Source organism: Streptomyces sp. NPDC046308 (genome assembly GCF_055588065.1).
In genome coordinates this window covers 628,377-644,374 of record NZ_JBVJFB010000004.1, presented here as the reverse complement: position 1 = coordinate 644,374, position 15,998 = coordinate 628,377, and the positions used below count along the sequence as shown (strand labels likewise).

The window sequence follows — 15,998 nt, the reverse complement described above, 5'->3', positions numbered from 1 at the left end:
TCTGGCGTTGATTTTTGGCACGCTGTTGAGTTCTCAAGGAACGGACGCTTCCTTCGTACTCACCCTCGCGGGCTTTCCTCCGGGCTTTCGTTCTGTGTTCTTGCGTTTCCGACTCTATCAGACTCTTTCGGGCCTGACCCCCAGTCAGCGGGGTTTCTCTTCCGGGCTGTTGGGCCCTTCCGACTCCTGAACTCTAGTGGATTTCCCCGGCGATTCATAATCGGCCTTCGGTAATGAATTCGGGCATGCCGAATTCGTTCCCGGTGGGAGATCGTGCTGAGTTGGGTGCCGCAACGAGGCGGCGGGATTTGTTGTCGCCTAAACCTTCCGGCCCAGGGACAACTCGAAGAACCTTACGGATCCTCGCGGACCGTGTCAACCCCGGTGGTCAGCTGGGGGACTGGAGGTCCTCCACGCGGTCCAGCAGGCGGGTGAGCATGTCGCCCAGCACCCCGCGCTCCGCCGTCGAGAGGTCCTGGAGGAGGTCCTCCTCGAAGACCGTGGCCGCGCGCATCGCGTCCAGCCACTTGCTGCGGCCCTCGTCGGTGAGCTCCACGATCACGCGGACCCGGTTGGACTCGTCCCGCTCTCGGGTGACCAGTCCTTCCGCGGTCATGCGGTCGATCCGGTGGGTCATCGCCGCCGGCGTGAGGCCCAGCTGCTTCGCGAGCTCGCTCGGGCCCATCCGGTACGGGGAGCCGGAGATGACCAGGGCCTTGAGGACCTCCCACTCCGCGTTGCTGATGCCCAGGGCCGCGGTCTGGCGTCCGTACGCGACGTTCATCCGGCGGTGCAGGCGGCTCAGCGCCGACACCACCTTCTCGACCTGGGGGTCGAGGTCCTGGAACTCGCGCTGGTAGACGGCGATCTGCTCGTCGAGGGTCGGCTCGTGGACGGGCGTGGTGCCGTCGGGGGTGTCACCCATGGGTCGAAGTATCGCACGAGCTCGTTGGCGTCTAACTCCTTCGATGTGTAGAGTTAAGGATCGAAGTTTAGGTATGAAGTTCTGAAGTCTTCAGTCTTCGGCTCTCAAAGGCAGGTGAGAAGTGACCAAGGTGATGGGCGCTGCGATGCGGCGGATCCAGGCCGGGAACGCGCTGACGGCGTTCGGCATCGGTTTCACGGTTCCGTTCCTCTACATCTACGTGGCGCAGGTGCGGGATCTTGGCTCCATGGCCGCCACGAGCGCGTTCGTGGCGTTCGCCCTGGGGGCTCTCGTCGCGCTGCCCTTCACCGGTCGGGTCATCGACCGACGTGGTCCGGTGCCCGTGGTCATGGGTGCGGCCGTCGCGGCGTCGGCCGGTGCGCTCTCGCTCGGGCTCTCCACCGGCATCGTGCCCATCCTGCTGTCCGCGCTGGCGCTCGGCGCCGGACAGGCCGTGATGCAGCCGGCGCTGGCCACGATGATCGTGTGGTGCTCCACACCGTCCACCCGGACCCGTGCCTTCGCCCTGCAGTTCTTCATGCAGAACCTGGGTCTGGGCATCGGCGGGCTCATCGGCGGCCAGATCGTCGACGAGAGCCGGCCCGGCAGCTTCACCCTGCTGTTCGGCATCGAGGCCGTGATGTTCCTGGTGCTGGCAGGTGTGATCGCCACGGTGCGTCTGCCGCAGGTGCAGGGGTTCAAGGACGCCCGGCCCAAGGACACGGCGCAGGCGGGCGGCGGCTGGAAGCGGCTGCTCCGGCACAAAGCCATGGTGCAGCTGTGCGTGCTGGGCTTCGTGGTGTTCTTCGCCTGCTACGGGCAGTTCGAGTCGGGTCTGGCCGCCTTCGGTACCGAGGCCGCCGGGATCTCCCCCTCCACGCTCGGTTTCGCCCTGGCCGCCAACACCGGTGCGATCGTCGTCGCGCAGTTCGTCGTGCTCAGGCTGGTCGAGAAGCGCCGGCGGTCCCGGGTGATCGCGCTCGTCGGTCTGATCTGGACCGCGGCGTGGGTCATCGCCGGTTTCTCGGGCCTGGGGCACGGCAGCGCCATGATGGCCGCCGCCGCGTTCGTCAGCACGTACGCGCTCTTCGGCATCGGCGAGGCCATGCTGTCGCCGACCCTGGCGCCGCTAGTCGCGGACCTGGCTCCCGAGGGCTCGGTGGGCCAGTACAACTCGGCTTTCGCGTTGGTCAAGCAGATGGCGCTGGCGCTGGGGCCGCTCGGTGTGCCGCTCGGTGCGGGCGTTCCGATGCTCTACATCGGTGTCTTCGTGCTGGTGTCGCTGGGGATCGCCGGTCTGGCGCTGCGGCTCGGCAGGCGGCTGAGCCCGGCGCAGGACAACCCGTGGCTGGCGAGCCGTGTCGTGGCGCAGGGCGGTCCGGTCGTGGCGGCCAAGGCCGGCGCCGAAGCGGAGCCCGTGAGCGCGTAGGCGACGTAGGCGCCTCGGCGGGGGCACGTATATACGTACGCGCCGGTGAACAGGTGTGCGGAAGGCCCCGGTCCTCGTGGACCGGGGCCTTCCGCACATCCGGCTACTTGTCCGGCAGGGCGAACTCGCACCAGACGGCCTTGCCGCCGCCCGGGGTGCGGCGGGAGCCCCACGAGGAGGCGATGGTGGCGATGATCGAGATGCCGCGGCCGGTCTCGTCGCCCGGTTCGGCGCGGCGGCGGCGCGGGAGGTGGTCGTCGCCGTCGGTGACCTCGATGATCAGCCGGCGGTCGGTGCGGCGCAGTCGCAGGCGCATCGGCGGGGTGCCGTGCTGGAGGGAGTTCGCGACGAGCTCGCTGGCGGCCAGGACGCCGAGGTCGCACAGCTCGACCGGGAAGCGCCAGGAGGCGAGGACTCCCTGGGCGAAGGCGCGGGCGCGCGGGGCGGCCTCGATGCCGCCGAGGAGTTCCAGGGCGGCGTTGTGGAAGAGCTCGGCGTCCGCGCCGGTGCGGGCGGGCTGCTGGAGGACCATCACGGCGACGTCGTCGTCGTGGTCGGCGTCCACGCCGAGGGCGCGCATCAGGCGGTCGCAGATGACGGCCGGGGTGCCCTGGGCGCCGGAGAGGGCGCGTTCGAGGGCGGCGACGCCCTCGTCGATGTCCTCGCCGCGGCGTTCGACCAGGCCGTCGGTGTAGAGGACGGCGGTCGAGCCGGGGCCGAGGGCGATGGTGCCGGAGGTGTGCAGCCAGCCGCCGGTGCCGAGCGGCGGGCCGGTGGGGTCGGCGGCTCTGCGGACGGTGCCGTCCTCGTCGCGGACCAGGATCGGCAGGTGGCCCGCGGAGGCGTACGCGAGGAGGCCCTCGTTGGGGTCGTGGACGGCGTAGACGCAGGTGGCGATCTGGCTGGCGTCGATCTCGGCGGCGAGGCCGTCGAGGAGCTGGAGGACCTCGTGCGGGGGCAGGTCGAGGCGGGCGTAGGCGCGGACGGCGGTGCGGAGCTGGCCCATGACGGCGGCGGCGCGGACCCCGCGGCCCATGACGTCGCCGATGACGAGGGCGGTGCGGCCGGCGCCCAGGGTGATGACGTCGTACCAGTCGCCGCCGACGGCGGCCTCGGTGCCGCCGGGCTGGTAGGTGGCGGCCACGCGCAGGTCGTCGGGCTGTTCCAGTTCCTGCGGGAGCAGGGAGCGCTGGAGGGTGACGGCGGCCTCGCGCTGGCGGCGTTCGCTGGCGCGGAGCCGTTCGACGGCCTCGGCGTGATCGGTGACGTCGGCGAGGTGGATGAGGACGCCGGTGTGCGCCTCCGGCTCGCTCCCGGCTTCGGCCGCCGCGCTCGTACCCGTACCCGTGCTCGTGTGGGGCTTGGCCTTGGGGAACTCGACCGGGGTGCAGGTGACCGTGTACGAGTGGGCGCCGCCCGGTGCGGTGCGGTTCTTGGCGGTACGGGACTTGCCGCTGCGCTGGACCTGGTCGAGGAGCGGGAGCAGGCCGAGCTCGCCGAGTTCGGGGAGGCACTCGTGGGCGGGGGCGCCGGGGGTGCGGGTGCCGAAGCCGGCGGTGTAGGCGTCGTTGACGTAGGCGACGCGGTGCTCGGGGCCGTGGACGAGGGCGACGAGGGCCGGGAGCCGGCCCAGGACCTCGCGTACGGAGAGCTCGTCGAGGGAGGGTACGGCGGCGATGGCGCCGGTCCGCTGGGCCGTGGTGGTGCCGCTGCCGGGACCGGCGGCGGTGCCCGGTCCGCCGCCGGTGGCCGTGCCGGTGCCGCGGACCGTGGGGTCGGCGGGGTGGCCGTCGGCGGGGGGCGCGGCCCGCTCGGCTCCGGGGTCGGCGCGGCCGCCGCGGGCTGCCGGGACCGCGCCTTCACCCCGCTTGGCCTGGGCGGCGGCGTGTTCGGTCCGGGCGGCGGCGCGGCGCTGCGTTCCGGGAAACCGGGCGCTCCAGCGCGTGAAGTTCACTGCGTTCAAGCCTCGTGGTGTCGCGAGTGGTCGCTGTGTCGCTCGTGGGCGGTCGCTGACTGGACGATGTCACTCTGTGCAGGGGTGAGCCCACCTATGGTCACACGTCCAGTGTGGCCGACCGCACTGACAACGTCAGCCCTGGCCGTTCTTCGGGGGGTTGGGGGCGGGGGGCGGAGGAGGGGGTTTCGGGCCGCCACCTGCCGCCAGTTCGAATTCTGCCCTGGGGTGTTCGAGGGAGCCCAGGGAGACGATCTCACGCTTGAAGAGGCCGGAGAGGGTCCATTCGGAGAGCACGCGCATTTTCCGGTTGAAGCTGGGGACGCGGCTGAGGTGGTAGGCGCGGTGCATGAACCAGGCCGGGTAGGCCTTGAGCTTGCGGCCGTAGATGTGGGCCACGCCCTTGTGGAGGCCGAGGGAGGCGACGGAGCCGGCGTACTTGTGGGCGTACTCGGTCAGGACCTCACCGCGCAGGGCGGCGAGGAGGTTGTCGGCGAGGACCTTGGCCTGGCGGACGGCGTGCTGGGCGTTGGGGGCGCACTCGGCGCCCTTCTCGGTCGCGGTGATGTCGGGGACGGAGGCGGCGTCGCCCGCGGCCCAGGCGTGCTCGACTCCTTCGACGGTGAGGAAGGAGGTGCAGGCCAGCCGGCCGCGCTCGTTCCTGGGGAGGTCGGAGGCGGCCAGGATGGGGTGCGGTTTGACTCCGGCGGTCCACACGACGGTGCGGGTGGGGAAGCGGGCGCCGTCGCTGAGGACGGCGATGCGGTTCTCGCAGGATTCGAGGCGGGTCTCCAGGCGGACGTCGATGTTGCGGCGGCGCAGTTCGCGGACCGTGTAGACGCCCATCTCGGGGCCGACCTCGGGGAGGATCCGGTCGCTCGCCTCGACGAGGACCCACTTCATGTCCTCGGGCTTGATGTTGTGGTAGTACCGCGCCGCGTAGCGGGCCATGTCCTCCAGCTCGCCGAGGGCTTCGACGCCGGCGAATCCGCCGCCGACGAAGACGAAGGTGAGGGCGGCGTCGCGGAGGGCGGGATCGCGGGTGGAGGAGGCGATGTCCATCTGTTCGATGACGTGGTTGCGCAGGCCGATGGCCTCTTCGACGGTCTTGAACCCGATGCCGTAGTCGGCGAGTCCGGGGACGGGGAGGGTGCGGGAGATGGAGCCCGGGGCGAGGACGAGTTCGTCGTACTCCATCTCGACGGGGCCGGTGCCCTCGTCGGCGGTGGCGAGGGTGCTGACGGTCACCGTCCGTTTGGCGTGGTCGATGCGCTGGGCCTCGCCGATGACGATGCGGCACTGGGGGAGGACGCGGCGCAGGGGGACCACGACGTGGCGGGGGGAGATCGCGCCGGCGGCCGCCTCGGGGAGGAAGGGCTGGTACGTCATGTAGGGGTCGGCGCTGACCACCGTGACCTCGGCTTCGCCGGCTCTCAGCTTTCGCTGGAGCCGGAGCGCCGTATACATGCCGACGTAGCCGCCGCCGACGATCAGGATGCGCGTACGGGGCGGGGTACCGGGGGCCGTGCCCCGGGAGTTAGCAGCCTTCACCATCCCATGACGCAACGTGGCCGGGAGTTTGTCCACAGGCCCGACAAATTGTGTGACCGGAGGGGGTGCTGGGGCGGGGTGGAAGAGAGCGTTCGGTGTGAGCGTAAATTCGCAGGTCAGAGCCTGCGGAATGAGAGATTCCGGGGGTATGGAACGGAAAAGTGGGGGTGAATGCTCCGATCGGGCGGTGGTCCGTCCGGGGCTGCCTCTTCTGAATTGACTCTGGCTCAACTATGTTCGTATCTCGTCGAGGAGTAGTACGACCGGGCCCGAGACCGCGGCCCCCTCGACGTGAAGGCGGGGAGTGTCTCCGGGGGGAGACAAATGATTACCGGGGGAAACATATGAACATTTCCGATTTCCATGGCTCTGCGACCGCGCTCTCGGTCGAGAGCAACGGTCGCGCGCTCGCGGGCGGCACCACGCACGGCGTAGGCCGGTCCACGCCGCTGCGCGTCGATGCCCAGCGCAACCTGGAACACGTGCTGCGCGCGGCCCGCGAGGTCTTCGGCGAGCTGGGCTACGGGGCTCCGATGGAGGACGTGGCACGGCGGGCGCGGGTCGGTGTCGGCACCGTGTACCGGCGCTTCCCGAGCAAGGACGTCCTCGTGCGGCGGATAGCCGAGGAGGAGACCGCGCGGCTGACCGAGCAGGCCAGGACCGCACTGGGTCAGGAGGAGGAGCCGTGGCAGGCGCTGTCGCGCTTCCTGCGCACCTCCGTGGCCTCGGGCGCCGGTCGGCTGCTGCCGCCGCAGGTGCTGCGGGTCGGTTCGGCGAGCGAGGACGAGGTCGAGGAGGCCGCGGAGGTACGGGTTCCGCAGCAGCGCCAGGCCCTCGCGGCCGCCGGCTCCCCCGACCTGCGGGTCGTGGGTACGCGGAGCGCGGCGGAGGACGAGCCCTCGGACGACGCGGGTGCGGGTGCGCTGCTGGAGGTCGTCGGCCGCCTGGTGCACCGTGCGCGGGAGGCCGGTGAGCTGCGCGCCGACGTCACGGTGGCCGATGTGCTGCTGGTGATAGCGACGGCGGCGCCCGCGCTGCCCGACCCGGCGCAGCAGGCGGCGGCTTCCACCCGGCTGCTCGACATCCTGCTCGAAGGGCTGCGGTCCCGGACTGCGTGACCTGCGTGGTGCGGCATCGGCCCGGCGCCCCTTCGGTGCCGGGCGGGTGCCCGCCCACTCGAAGCGGCGGGCTCTCGTACCGTCCGGCCGTTCGCACGTCGGGGCGACAGCAGGGCGATTCGCCGAATTGTGCCCGGACGAGTGGATGGCGCGCAGAGAGGCTCGACGCGCGACCGCCGTGTGACACGCTTGATCGGTGTACCGATTGAGTGTGTCGTGCGGGGGCTTCCGCGATGGGCGTTGACGGGCGGGAAGAGCCACTCGGTGGCGGCGGCAGCGAGGTCGAGGCGGGCAGCCTGCCCGCACGGCAGGTGCCGGCCCAGCGCGAACCGGGCGGGCGGCACGCACGGCCCTCGGGCTCTTTCGGGCGCGGCGCTATCGGGAGCGAAGTCCCCCCTTCCGACAGTGACTTGATCGCGCGGATGCGGGGCGGGGATGACGGTGCGTACGCGGAGCTGTTCCGCCGCCACGCCGATGCCGTACGGCGCTACGCGCGAAGCTGCTGCCGCGACGGGCACACCGCCGACGACCTGACGGCCGAGGTGTTCGCACGGACCCTGCAGGCGGTACGGGGCGGCGCGGGGCCGGACCAGTCGGTGCGGGCCTACCTGCTGACGACCGTGCGCAGGGTTGCCGCGGCCTGGGCCAAGACGGCCAAGCGGGAGCAACTCGTCGAGGACTTCGCGGTCTTCGCGGAGCAGGCGGCCACGGGCACGGAGAGCGGAGCCGGGATCTCGGGGCTGTCCGGGGACGACACGCTCGAACTGGGCGCGGACGTGCGGGCGATGCACGAGGCCGAGCAGTCGCTGGCCATGCAGGCCTTCCGCAGCCTGCCCGAGCGGTGGCAGGCCGTCCTGTGGCACACCACCGTCGAGGAGGCGTCGCCCAGCGCGATCGCCCCGCTGTTCGGGCTCAGCGCCAACGCGACGGCGGTGCTGGCCAGTCGGGCCCGAGAAGGGCTCAAGCAGGCTTATCTGCAGGCTCACGTGAGCGCGGCGCTGAGCGCGGGCGGCGACTGCGCGCGGTACTCGGACCGGCTGGGCGCGTACGCGCGGGGCGGGCTGCGGATGCGGGCGGAGCGAGGGCTGCGCAGGCACCTGGAGGAGTGCGCGAAGTGCCGGCTGGCCGCCGGGGAGCTCAAGGACGTCAACGCGGGGATTCCCGCGCTGCTTCCGGTCGCGGTCATCGGGTGGTTCGCCGCCGGGTACGCGGCCAAGGCCGCCGGGGTGGTGGCCGGGGGCGCCGTCGCCGCGGGCGGGGCGGGGGCCGGGGCCGCGGCCTCCGGCGGGTCGACTGCGGGGGCCGGGGCTGCCGGGGCCGCGGGCGGGGCCGGTGCGGGTGCAGGTGCCGCGGGTGGTGCCGGGGCGGGTGCTGCGGGAGCCGGTGCCGGGGGCGGGGCGGCCGGGGCGGGTGCCGGGAGCGGGGGCGGGGCCGGGGGTGTGCTGGCTTCCGAGGGGCTCGGGCTGCCTGCAAAGGCCGCCGTCGCCGCCGGGATCGCGGTGGCCGCGGCCGCCGGGGTGGTGTTCGCGCTCGCCGGCGACGATCCCGAGCCGCAGGCCCGGGCGAAGCCCACGCCCGCTGTGGCGGCGCCGGCAGTGCCGGAGGCACCCGTCTCGGCCTCGGCGGAGCCGAGCCCGGGTGGGGAGCCGCCGCGTGCGCGGGGCTCCGTACCGTCGGCGCGGGTGCCGACGCCGACGCCTTCGGCTCCGGCCGCCGTTGCTCCCCCGGCCGCCTCGCGGTCCTCGTCCCCGTCGCCCTCGTTCCCGCCGCCCTCGCCTTCGCCTTCGCCGAGCCGGGAGAAGCCCGCGCCCGGGCCGTCCCCGGGCCCACCCTCTCCGAAGCCGATCCCGCCGCCGTCGAAGCCGCCGCAAGGGTTTCAGCTGGCCCGGCTCGACCAGTCGGCCGTCGGGGACCACAGCGGTCCCGAGGTGCAGACCTGGCGCAGCAGCTGGGTGTGGCAGCGCTGGGGGCTGGAAGTGGGCGGCCGCCGCTTCGCGCAGGGCATCACCGTGAACGGGCGTTCCTCGGTGGAGATCGCCCTCAACCGGCAGTGCACGGGCTTCTCGGCGCAGGCCGGTGTGGACGGGCTGTCGCTCCACACCGACGGCACGGTGCGGTTCTCCGTCTACGCCGACGGGCAGCGGCTGTGGCAGTCCGCCGCCCTCGGCCACGAGGACCCGCCGGTGGGCGTGCAGGTCTCCCTCGCCGGCCGCAGGACGCTGCGGCTGGTGGTGGAGAAGGCGGGGCCGGGCAGCCTGCCGACGCTGGCGAGCTGGGCCGACGCCGTGATCAGCTGCCGGTGAGCGTGGCGGTGAGGGCCCCGGCGAGCTCGGCCGGCGCCAGTGCGGCCCCGGCGAAGGCCTCCCGGGCGTAGCGGGCCGGGCCGAGCAGGGCGCGGTCCGTTCCGGGATCCCGTCCACGGCGCCGCTCGCGGCCGCGCGCCGGGCGAGGGCGGCGAGGAGCGCGCGCAGGCGGGCGCCGTCCATCGGGAGGGGGGCGCCGGTCTCGTCGCGCGCCTCGGTGACGCCCAGGATGAGATACCGCACCCCGCCAGTTCTGCCCGCGCGGCGGCGCTCAGGTGATGGAGACGTCTCCGTTGTCCTCCAGCAGCGTACGCAGGGCGCCGGCGACCGTGGCGCAGGTCGTGGCGTCGAGCGGGGCGAGCAACTCGGCGTAGCGGCTGAGGTGGTCGGTGATGAGCGACTCGGTGAGCGCGAGGCTCTGCTCCGTGAGGCGGATGCGGACCGAGCGGCGGTCCTGCCCGTCCCGGACCCGCTCGACCAGGCCCTTGGCCTCCATGCGGTCGATGCGGTTGGTGATCGCGCCCGAGGTCACCATGGCGGCGGGGATGAGGGCGCCGGCGGTGAGCGCGTACGGGGGGCCGGAGCGGCGGAGGGTGAAGAGGATGTCGAGCTCGCCCACCTCCAGGTCCCGTTCGGCCGCGAAGGCCTTGAGGTTGCGGTCGACGATGCGGTTCATCCGCTGGATGCGGGCCACCACCTCGACGGCCCACAGGCCCGGTGCCAGCTCGGGACGCTCGGCGGCCCACTGGCCGACGATCGCGTCCACTGCGTCACTCATGTCGCGTCCTCCTCCTCGTGCGGCGTCTCCCACCCAGACTATCTCAACGTTCAGACACTTGACGTTGAGAGGACTCCTCTGATTTTATCTCAACGTTGAGATTCTGAACCTTCAGATGGATCGGAGCTGGCGCCACCATGACCACCAGCACGAGCGCTACGAGCACGGCCCCCACGCCGACGATCACCGCCGACACCGCCGCCGCCCGGCCCCGCCTCGTCCCCGTCCTCTGGCTGGCGCTGCTGGCCACCCCCGTCGCCGCCACGGCCAACGCCCCCGTGCTGATCCTTCCGGACATGGCCGGCTCCCTCGGGGTGGCCACCTCCACCGCCGCCTGGCTCGTCGCCGCCTTCGCCTGGGCCATGGCCGTCGCCATCCCGCTGCTCGCCGGACTGCTGCGCCGCCGCGGCCTCGCGCCGGTGCTCCGGCTGTCCAGCGCCCTCCTCCTCGGCGGCACGTTCCTCGTCGCCGCGTCCCCCTGGCTTCCGCTGACCCTCCTCGGGCGGGCCGCGCAGGCCGCCGGCGGCGCCGGTCTGGTCGCCGCCGCCATGAGCCTGGCCTGTTCGGCCCGCCGCATGGGCGTCATCAGCGCGGGCTTCGGCATGCTCGGCGCGACCGGCCCGCTCCTCGGCGCCCAGCTCTCGCACGCCGTCTCGTGGCGGCTCTCGCTCTCGGTGTCCCTGATCTCGCTGCTGGCGGTGCCCGCGGTGAGCAAGTACGCGAAAGCCCCGGCGGCCGCCCCGCAGGGCCGGTTCGACGCGCGCGGCGCCGCACTGCTGACGCTGCTGGCCACGGCCCTGGTCCTGCTGCCCCACGCACCGGCCGTCGCCCTCGGCTCCGCGGCCCTCGCCGCCGTACTGCTCGCGGTCCACATCCGGCGGCGCCCCGAGGGCTTCGTCCCGGCCGAACTGCTCCGCAGGCCCCTCTTCCTCGGCTCCGCGCTGCTGGCGCTCGCGCTGTCGACCTCGTACTTCACGCTGCTGTTCGCCGTGCCCCGGCTGATCGCGGACCGCGCGGGCTGGGACACCGGCGCGGCCGGCGCCGGTCAGCTCGTGGCGCTGCTCGTCGGATCCGCGCTCTCCTGGCTGCTGGCGGCCGGTTCGGCGCGCATGGGGCGGGTGGCCGTACGCACGGTGCTGATCGGGATCGGCACCCTGGCGGCCCTGATCGCGGTCTTCGCGAGCCACGGACCCCTGCTGCTCCTGGCCACCATGGGCGGCGTGTTCGGCGCGACGGGGGCCAACGCCGTACTGTCCACGCACGCCGCGTCGAGCGTCCCCGACACGCAGCGCCCGACCGCCATCGGCCTGTTCACCCTCTGCTACCAGCTCGGCGGCGCCTTCGGCCCGGCGATCGCGACGGCCCTGGTCCTCGGCTCCTGAACCGACGGCGGGCGACTTCGGACGAGCACCGTCACGACAGCGCCGGGCGGTGCACCGGGACCCCCTCCGGCACCGCCCGCCGGCGTGCCGTCGAGGTCCCCGTCCAGCAGGTGCCGCGGCGGGCCAGCAGCCGGCGCAGCCACAGCTCCATCGAGACGAGTTCCGCCAGCCCGTCCAGCGGGACCGGCCGGCCGTCCGCCGCGTCGAGCAGGGCCTGGCGCACCACCCGGGCCTCGATCAGGCCCGCGTCCGCGAGCAGCGGTGAGGCGAAGAGCGACAGCAGCTCGCCGAGGGCGGCGCGCAGTCCCAGCCGGGTCGCCGTCTCGTTCGGGGTGTGGGCCGTGGCGCCCCAGCCCGGCGGCAGCTCGCGCACCCCGGCCGAGGCCAGGACGCTGCGCAGGATCTCCGCCCGGGCCCCGGGCTGGACGCGCAGGGACTCGGGGAGGGCGCGGGCGGCGCGTACGACCTGGTTGTCCAGGAAGGGGGCGTGCAGGCGCTGGCTGCGGACCTCCACGGCCTGTTCGAACACCCGGTGGTCGGCGGCGTGCCGGGCCAGCAGCGAACGGGCGCGGGCCTCCCCGGGGCGCAGCGACAGCGGCGGCCGGCCGGCCGCGACCGTGAGCCGGATCGACACTTCCGCGAGGGCCTCGCCCGTGAGCCAGCCGGCCGCGGGTCCCGGCCGTGACCAGGTCAGGGCGGCGAGGGAAGCGTCCACCGGACCGGAGGCGCGCTCGGTGACCCCGCCCTCGCGGAGCCGGGCCGCGGCGGCTTCCATGCCCGCGCGGTACGTCGTACGGGCGAGCCTGCGGGCCGCCGAGTACACGGTGAGCGGCGCCAGCAGGGACTCCCCGGAGGCTCCGGAGGCGGAGGCCGAGCGGGCCAGCGCCGCCACCGGGCGCAGCAGGTGGCGTCGGCGGCGGTCCATCAGGAGGTCAGCCATGCGCGCCGGGTGGGCGTCGAGGACCTGACGGGCGCCGTGGCCGGTGAAGTGGTCGGCCGAGCCGGCCGCCAGTCTGCGCCGCTCGCGGGCGGCGAAGACGAGCGAGGGGCCGGGTTCGTCGGTGAGCGGGCCGTCGAGTTCGGCGTACGGGAGGGCCTCCTCGGCGGCGGCCACGACGACGTGGTGCAGGCGCGGGTCGGCGGCGATGGCCCGGGCCCGTTCCAGTTCGTCCTCGCGCCCCTGCGGGGTGGCCAGGTCGTTGAAGGTGACCGCGAGCAGCCGCGCCCCGGCGGGGCTCAGCAGGGTGCCGGGGGCTCCCGGCAGACCGGCCGCGAGCAGGGCGAGGGTCGCGGATGCGCTGCCGCCGGAGAGGTCGGCGCCGACCCCGGGGGCCGGGGCGCCGCGGGCCGCGCGCCGGTCGGCGGGGCCCATGCCGGGCACGGGGCCGGGATCGTACGGCGGCAGGGTGTCGGGAGCATGCCGCGGCGCCGTGAGCCGGGCGCGCACCGCGGCCGTCAACGCTTCCCGTACGCCCTCCACCGCGCGCTCGGGATCGGCCTCGGGGGCGGCCACCGCGAGCGAGGCGACCTGTTCGTAGCCGGTGATCTCGCGGGAGCCCTCGCGCAGGATGAGCGCGTGCCCGGGCGGGATGCGGCGCACCCCGGCGTACGGTGTGCCGTCGCCCAGTGCCTCCGGGCTGTCGGGGCAGGCCAGCAGGGCGGCGAGATGGCCGATGTCGAGCTGCGCCTCGATGAGGTCGGCGAGGGGGAGGGCGGCGGTCGCGTACGCCGTGCCGCTCGCCCAGGGGGTGTAGAAGACGGGGCGCGCGCCTGCGAGGTCGCCGACGACGGTGATCCGGCGGCCGGCCTGCACGACGGCGGTGTAGCTGCCGGACCACTGGGTGAGGTGGCGCAGGGCCCCGCCGCGGGCGGCGTACAGGGCCCGCCTCAGCTCGGCGTCGGTCGCGCCGCAGCAGCCGAGGACGGCGAGCCGGGTGAAGGGGTCGGCGGGGTCGGCGGTGAGGGTGCGGATCTCGTCGGGGCGCCAGTCGCCGACGGCCCAGAGGGGGTCGGGGTCGCCCCAGAGGAGCTGGGCGCCCACGGGGTGGACGGTGCGTTCGGCGTCCGCGCCGGGGTCGTCCGCGTGGGCCGCGTCCGCGAGGCCGCCGCGCAGGGGCGCACCGGCCTCGGTGTATCCGGATGGGCCGTATCCGCCCGGGCCGTATCCGCCCTGGCCGGAGCCGTGGCCGGAGGTGTGCCCCGAGCCGTGACCGTTGACCCGGCCGACCGTGCCGAAGCTCGCGGCGATACTGCTCCAACCCACCAACCAGCGCACCGCCGCCTCCCCAGCCTGTGGGCACATGACCGGGGCACGGGCAGCACGGTCAGCGCTGAGGGCGCGGCCGGCGGGACCCCGGGTGGCTCGGGTCCATGCTGCCACGGGACAGGCGTGCGAGAGTGGTTAAAGGGGGCGCACATGCAAACGAACACGCCCCGGCCACGCGGTATTTGGCGTTCCGTTCCCACCGCCCCATAGGTCGCTTTCAGCCATTCTTCGGCCGTCGGAAGAGCCTCCCCGGGCCGGCGGAGCCCGGTGCGCGGGCGCGGTCCGGGAGGCGGAATCCGCCCCCCGGCCCGTTCCGCCACCCGCGGGGATTGAGGTAGCGGCATCCCCCGGCCCGCCCGATCCGCGCAGCGGGCCGACCCACGCACCGCACATCGAATCGCCGGGTCCCCGGACCGGCCAGAGCGCACGCCCGGGCGCACGGCCACACGGACGGAGCACGCGATGACACGTGCGCCCCGGCACCGGGCCCGGGGCGGACTGTGCAAACGGACAACAATCCCGCCATACGGAAGTAAGGGCCTTAACGCTTGGGAGGCGGGGAACTACGCTGGGTTTACGAAATGCCGGGCGCCTATGCCCCGGCGGCGTATGCGTTCCGCGTGTGACGAGGGGTGGCGCATGTCCAGGGAGCTCCGCGAGCCCAATGAGAAGCTCGGCGCCGTCCTCGCCCTCGCGGGCATCAGCAACGCCGGGCTGGCCCGGCGGGTCAACGACCTCGGCGCACAGCGCGGCCTGACGCTTCGCTACGACAAGACGTCGGTGGCCCGGTGGGTGTCGAAGGGGATGGTGCCGCAGGGCGCCGCCCCGCACCTGATCGCGGCCGCCATCGGCGCGAAGCTGGGGCGGCCGGTGCCGCTGCACGAGATCGGACTGGCGGACGCGGACCCCGCGCCCGAGGTCGGACTGGCCTTCCCGCGCGACATCGGCGCGGCGGTGCGCTCGGCCACCGACCTCTACCGGCTCGACCTCGCCGGGCGGCGCGGCGGTGGCGGGATCTGGCAGTCGCTCGCGGGCTCCTTCTCGGTGGCGGCGTACGCGACGCCGGCCTCGCGTTGGCTGATATCTCCCGCCGACGGCTCGGTGGCGCGGGAGGCCCACGGCCCCGCCGCACACGGCCCCGCCGCGCAGAGCCCCTTACCTGCTGCCACCCCCTCGGCCCACGGCGCGGCGACGAACGAGACGCCCGTTTCGGGGTCGGCGCACGAGGCGGCACCGGGTCCGCGGCCCTCGCCGCAAGGCCGCACGACCGGGCCCGCCACAGGCCCGATGGCAGACCGGGCGTCGGGCCCGCCGTCCACCGTTGTGCCCGCGCAACCTGCCGCCGAAACGCCGCGCGACCACGGGCAGCGCGTGGGCCACAGCGATGTGACGAAGCTGCGCGAGGCCGCGGAGGACGCCCGCCGCTGGGACTCCAAGTACGGCGGCGGGGACTGGCGTTCGTCGATGGTCCCGGAGTGCCTGCGGGTGGACGCGGCGCCGCTGCTGCTCGGCTCCTACACCGACGAGGTGGGCCGCGCCCTGTTCGGCGCGACCGCCGAACTGACCCGGCTGGCCGGGTGGATGGCCTTCGACACGGGTCAGCAGGAGGCCGCCCAGCGCTACTACATCCAGGCGCTGCGGCTCGCCCGCGCGGCCGCGGACGTACCGCTCGGCGGGTACGTCCTGGCCTCGATGTCCCTGCAGGCGACCTACCGGGACTTCCCGGACGAGGGCGTGGACCTGGCGCAGGCGGCCGTCGAGCGCAACCGCGGCCTGGCCACCGCCCGCACGATGAGCTTCTTCCGGCTGGTCGAGGCGCGGGCGCACGCGAAGGCGGGCGATTCGGCGGCCGCCGGAGCGGCGCTGCGGGCGGCGGAGGGCTGGCTGGAGCGGTCCCGGGAGGGCGATCCGGATCCGACCTGGCTGGGTTTCTACTCGTACGACCGTTTCGCGGCGGATGCGGCAGAATGCTACCGGGATCTGAAACTGCCCCGGCAGGTACGGCGCTTCACCGAGCAGGCGCTGTCCCGGCCCACCGAGGAGTACGTGCGCTCGCACGGGCTGCGGCTGGTGGTGAGCGCGGTCGCCGAGCTGGAGTCGGGCAATCTCGACGCGGCGTGCGCGGCGGGCACCCGGGCGGTCGAGGTGGCGGGCAGGATCTCCTCGGCGCGGACGACCGAATACGTACGGGACCTGCTGCACCGGCTGGAACCGTACGGGGACGAGCCGCGCGTGGCGGAGCTGCGCGAGCGGGCCCGGCCGCTGCTGGTCGCACCGGCGTAGGACCTGATC

General features: G+C 73.9%; 11 protein-coding genes. 6 read left to right on the top strand and 5 right to left on the bottom strand.

The window, feature by feature from the left end:
- Positions 1-190 (top strand): hypothetical protein (locus ACZ6JT_RS20540; RefSeq protein ID WP_469211544.1); only part of this gene is annotated, 190 nt, incomplete at its 5' end.
- Positions 191-388: 198 nt separating this feature from the next.
- On the opposite strand, the gene ACZ6JT_RS20535 is transcribed toward ACZ6JT_RS20540, so the two are convergent.
- Entirely contained in the window at positions 389-925 is a 537-nt protein-coding gene (locus tag ACZ6JT_RS20535) for a MarR family winged helix-turn-helix transcriptional regulator (protein WP_365468454.1), read from the bottom strand.
- A gap of 121 nt (positions 926-1,046) precedes the next feature.
- Between ACZ6JT_RS20535 and ACZ6JT_RS20530 the strand changes: the two genes are divergently transcribed.
- Positions 1,047-2,354, top strand: a complete 1,308-nt coding sequence (locus ACZ6JT_RS20530) for an MFS transporter (protein WP_469211543.1) — start codon at positions 1,047-1,049, stop codon at positions 2,352-2,354.
- Positions 2,355-2,457: 103 nt separating this feature from the next.
- On the opposite strand, the gene ACZ6JT_RS20525 is transcribed toward ACZ6JT_RS20530, so the two are convergent.
- Positions 2,458-4,308 (bottom strand): ATP-binding SpoIIE family protein phosphatase, encoded by a 1,851-nt coding sequence (locus tag ACZ6JT_RS20525; protein ID WP_469211594.1) that lies wholly within the window; start codon positions 4,306-4,308, stop codon positions 2,458-2,460.
- 135 nt (positions 4,309-4,443) lie between these two features.
- Positions 4,444-5,862: an NAD(P)/FAD-dependent oxidoreductase gene (locus ACZ6JT_RS20520; protein WP_469211541.1), complete on the bottom strand. Its 1,419-nt coding sequence runs from the start codon at positions 5,860-5,862 to the stop codon at positions 4,444-4,446.
- A 341-nt stretch (positions 5,863-6,203) separates the two neighbouring features.
- Between ACZ6JT_RS20520 and ACZ6JT_RS20515 the strand changes: the two genes are divergently transcribed.
- Both ACZ6JT_RS20515 and ACZ6JT_RS20510 read left to right on the top strand, forming a co-directional pair.
- On the top strand, positions 6,204-6,977 hold the full coding sequence (locus ACZ6JT_RS20515; RefSeq protein ID WP_469211539.1) for a TetR/AcrR family transcriptional regulator: 774 nt from the start codon (positions 6,204-6,206) through the stop codon (positions 6,975-6,977).
- 233 nt (positions 6,978-7,210) lie between these two features.
- Positions 7,211-9,280, top strand: coding sequence for a sigma-70 family RNA polymerase sigma factor (locus tag ACZ6JT_RS20510; protein ID WP_469211537.1), 2,070 nt, complete (start codon positions 7,211-7,213; stop codon positions 9,278-9,280).
- Between the two features lie 271 nt (positions 9,281-9,551).
- On the opposite strand, the gene ACZ6JT_RS20505 is transcribed toward ACZ6JT_RS20510, so the two are convergent.
- Positions 9,552-10,058 (bottom strand): MarR family winged helix-turn-helix transcriptional regulator, encoded by a 507-nt coding sequence (locus ACZ6JT_RS20505; protein WP_469211535.1) that lies wholly within the window; start codon positions 10,056-10,058, stop codon positions 9,552-9,554.
- Between the two features lie 137 nt (positions 10,059-10,195).
- Here ACZ6JT_RS20505 and ACZ6JT_RS20500 point away from each other — a divergent pair, with 137 nt between their 5' ends.
- Positions 10,196-11,440, top strand: coding sequence for an MFS transporter (locus ACZ6JT_RS20500; RefSeq protein WP_469211533.1), 1,245 nt, complete (start codon positions 10,196-10,198; stop codon positions 11,438-11,440).
- Positions 11,441-11,471: 31 nt separating this feature from the next.
- Here the strand turns inward: ACZ6JT_RS20500 and ACZ6JT_RS20495 are convergent, their stop codons facing one another.
- Entirely contained in the window at positions 11,472-13,715 is a 2,244-nt protein-coding gene (locus ACZ6JT_RS20495; RefSeq protein ID WP_469211531.1) for an asparagine synthase-related protein, read from the bottom strand.
- A gap of 630 nt (positions 13,716-14,345) precedes the next feature.
- On the opposite strand from ACZ6JT_RS20495, the gene ACZ6JT_RS20490 reads away from it, so the two are divergent.
- Positions 14,346-15,989, top strand: coding sequence for a sporulation protein (locus tag ACZ6JT_RS20490; RefSeq protein WP_469211529.1), 1,644 nt, complete (start codon positions 14,346-14,348; stop codon positions 15,987-15,989).
- Positions 15,990-15,998: the final 9 nt, after the last annotated feature.

Coding starts and splice junctions, on each gene's coding strand:
- ACZ6JT_RS20490 (WP_469211529.1), top strand. CDS start 14,346: ATGTCCAGGGAGCTCCGCGAGCCCAATGAGAAGCTCGGCGCCGTCCTC.
- ACZ6JT_RS20520 (WP_469211541.1), bottom strand. CDS start 5,862: ATGGTGAAGGCTGCTAACTCCCGGGGCACGGCCCCCGGTACCCCGCCC.
- ACZ6JT_RS20510 (WP_469211537.1), top strand. CDS start 7,211: ATGGGCGTTGACGGGCGGGAAGAGCCACTCGGTGGCGGCGGCAGCGAG.
- ACZ6JT_RS20500 (WP_469211533.1), top strand. CDS start 10,196: ATGACCACCAGCACGAGCGCTACGAGCACGGCCCCCACGCCGACGATC.
- ACZ6JT_RS20505 (WP_469211535.1), bottom strand. CDS start 10,058: ATGAGTGACGCAGTGGACGCGATCGTCGGCCAGTGGGCCGCCGAGCGT.
- ACZ6JT_RS20535 (WP_365468454.1), bottom strand. CDS start 925: ATGGGTGACACCCCCGACGGCACCACGCCCGTCCACGAGCCGACCCTC.
- ACZ6JT_RS20515 (WP_469211539.1), top strand. CDS start 6,204: ATGAACATTTCCGATTTCCATGGCTCTGCGACCGCGCTCTCGGTCGAG.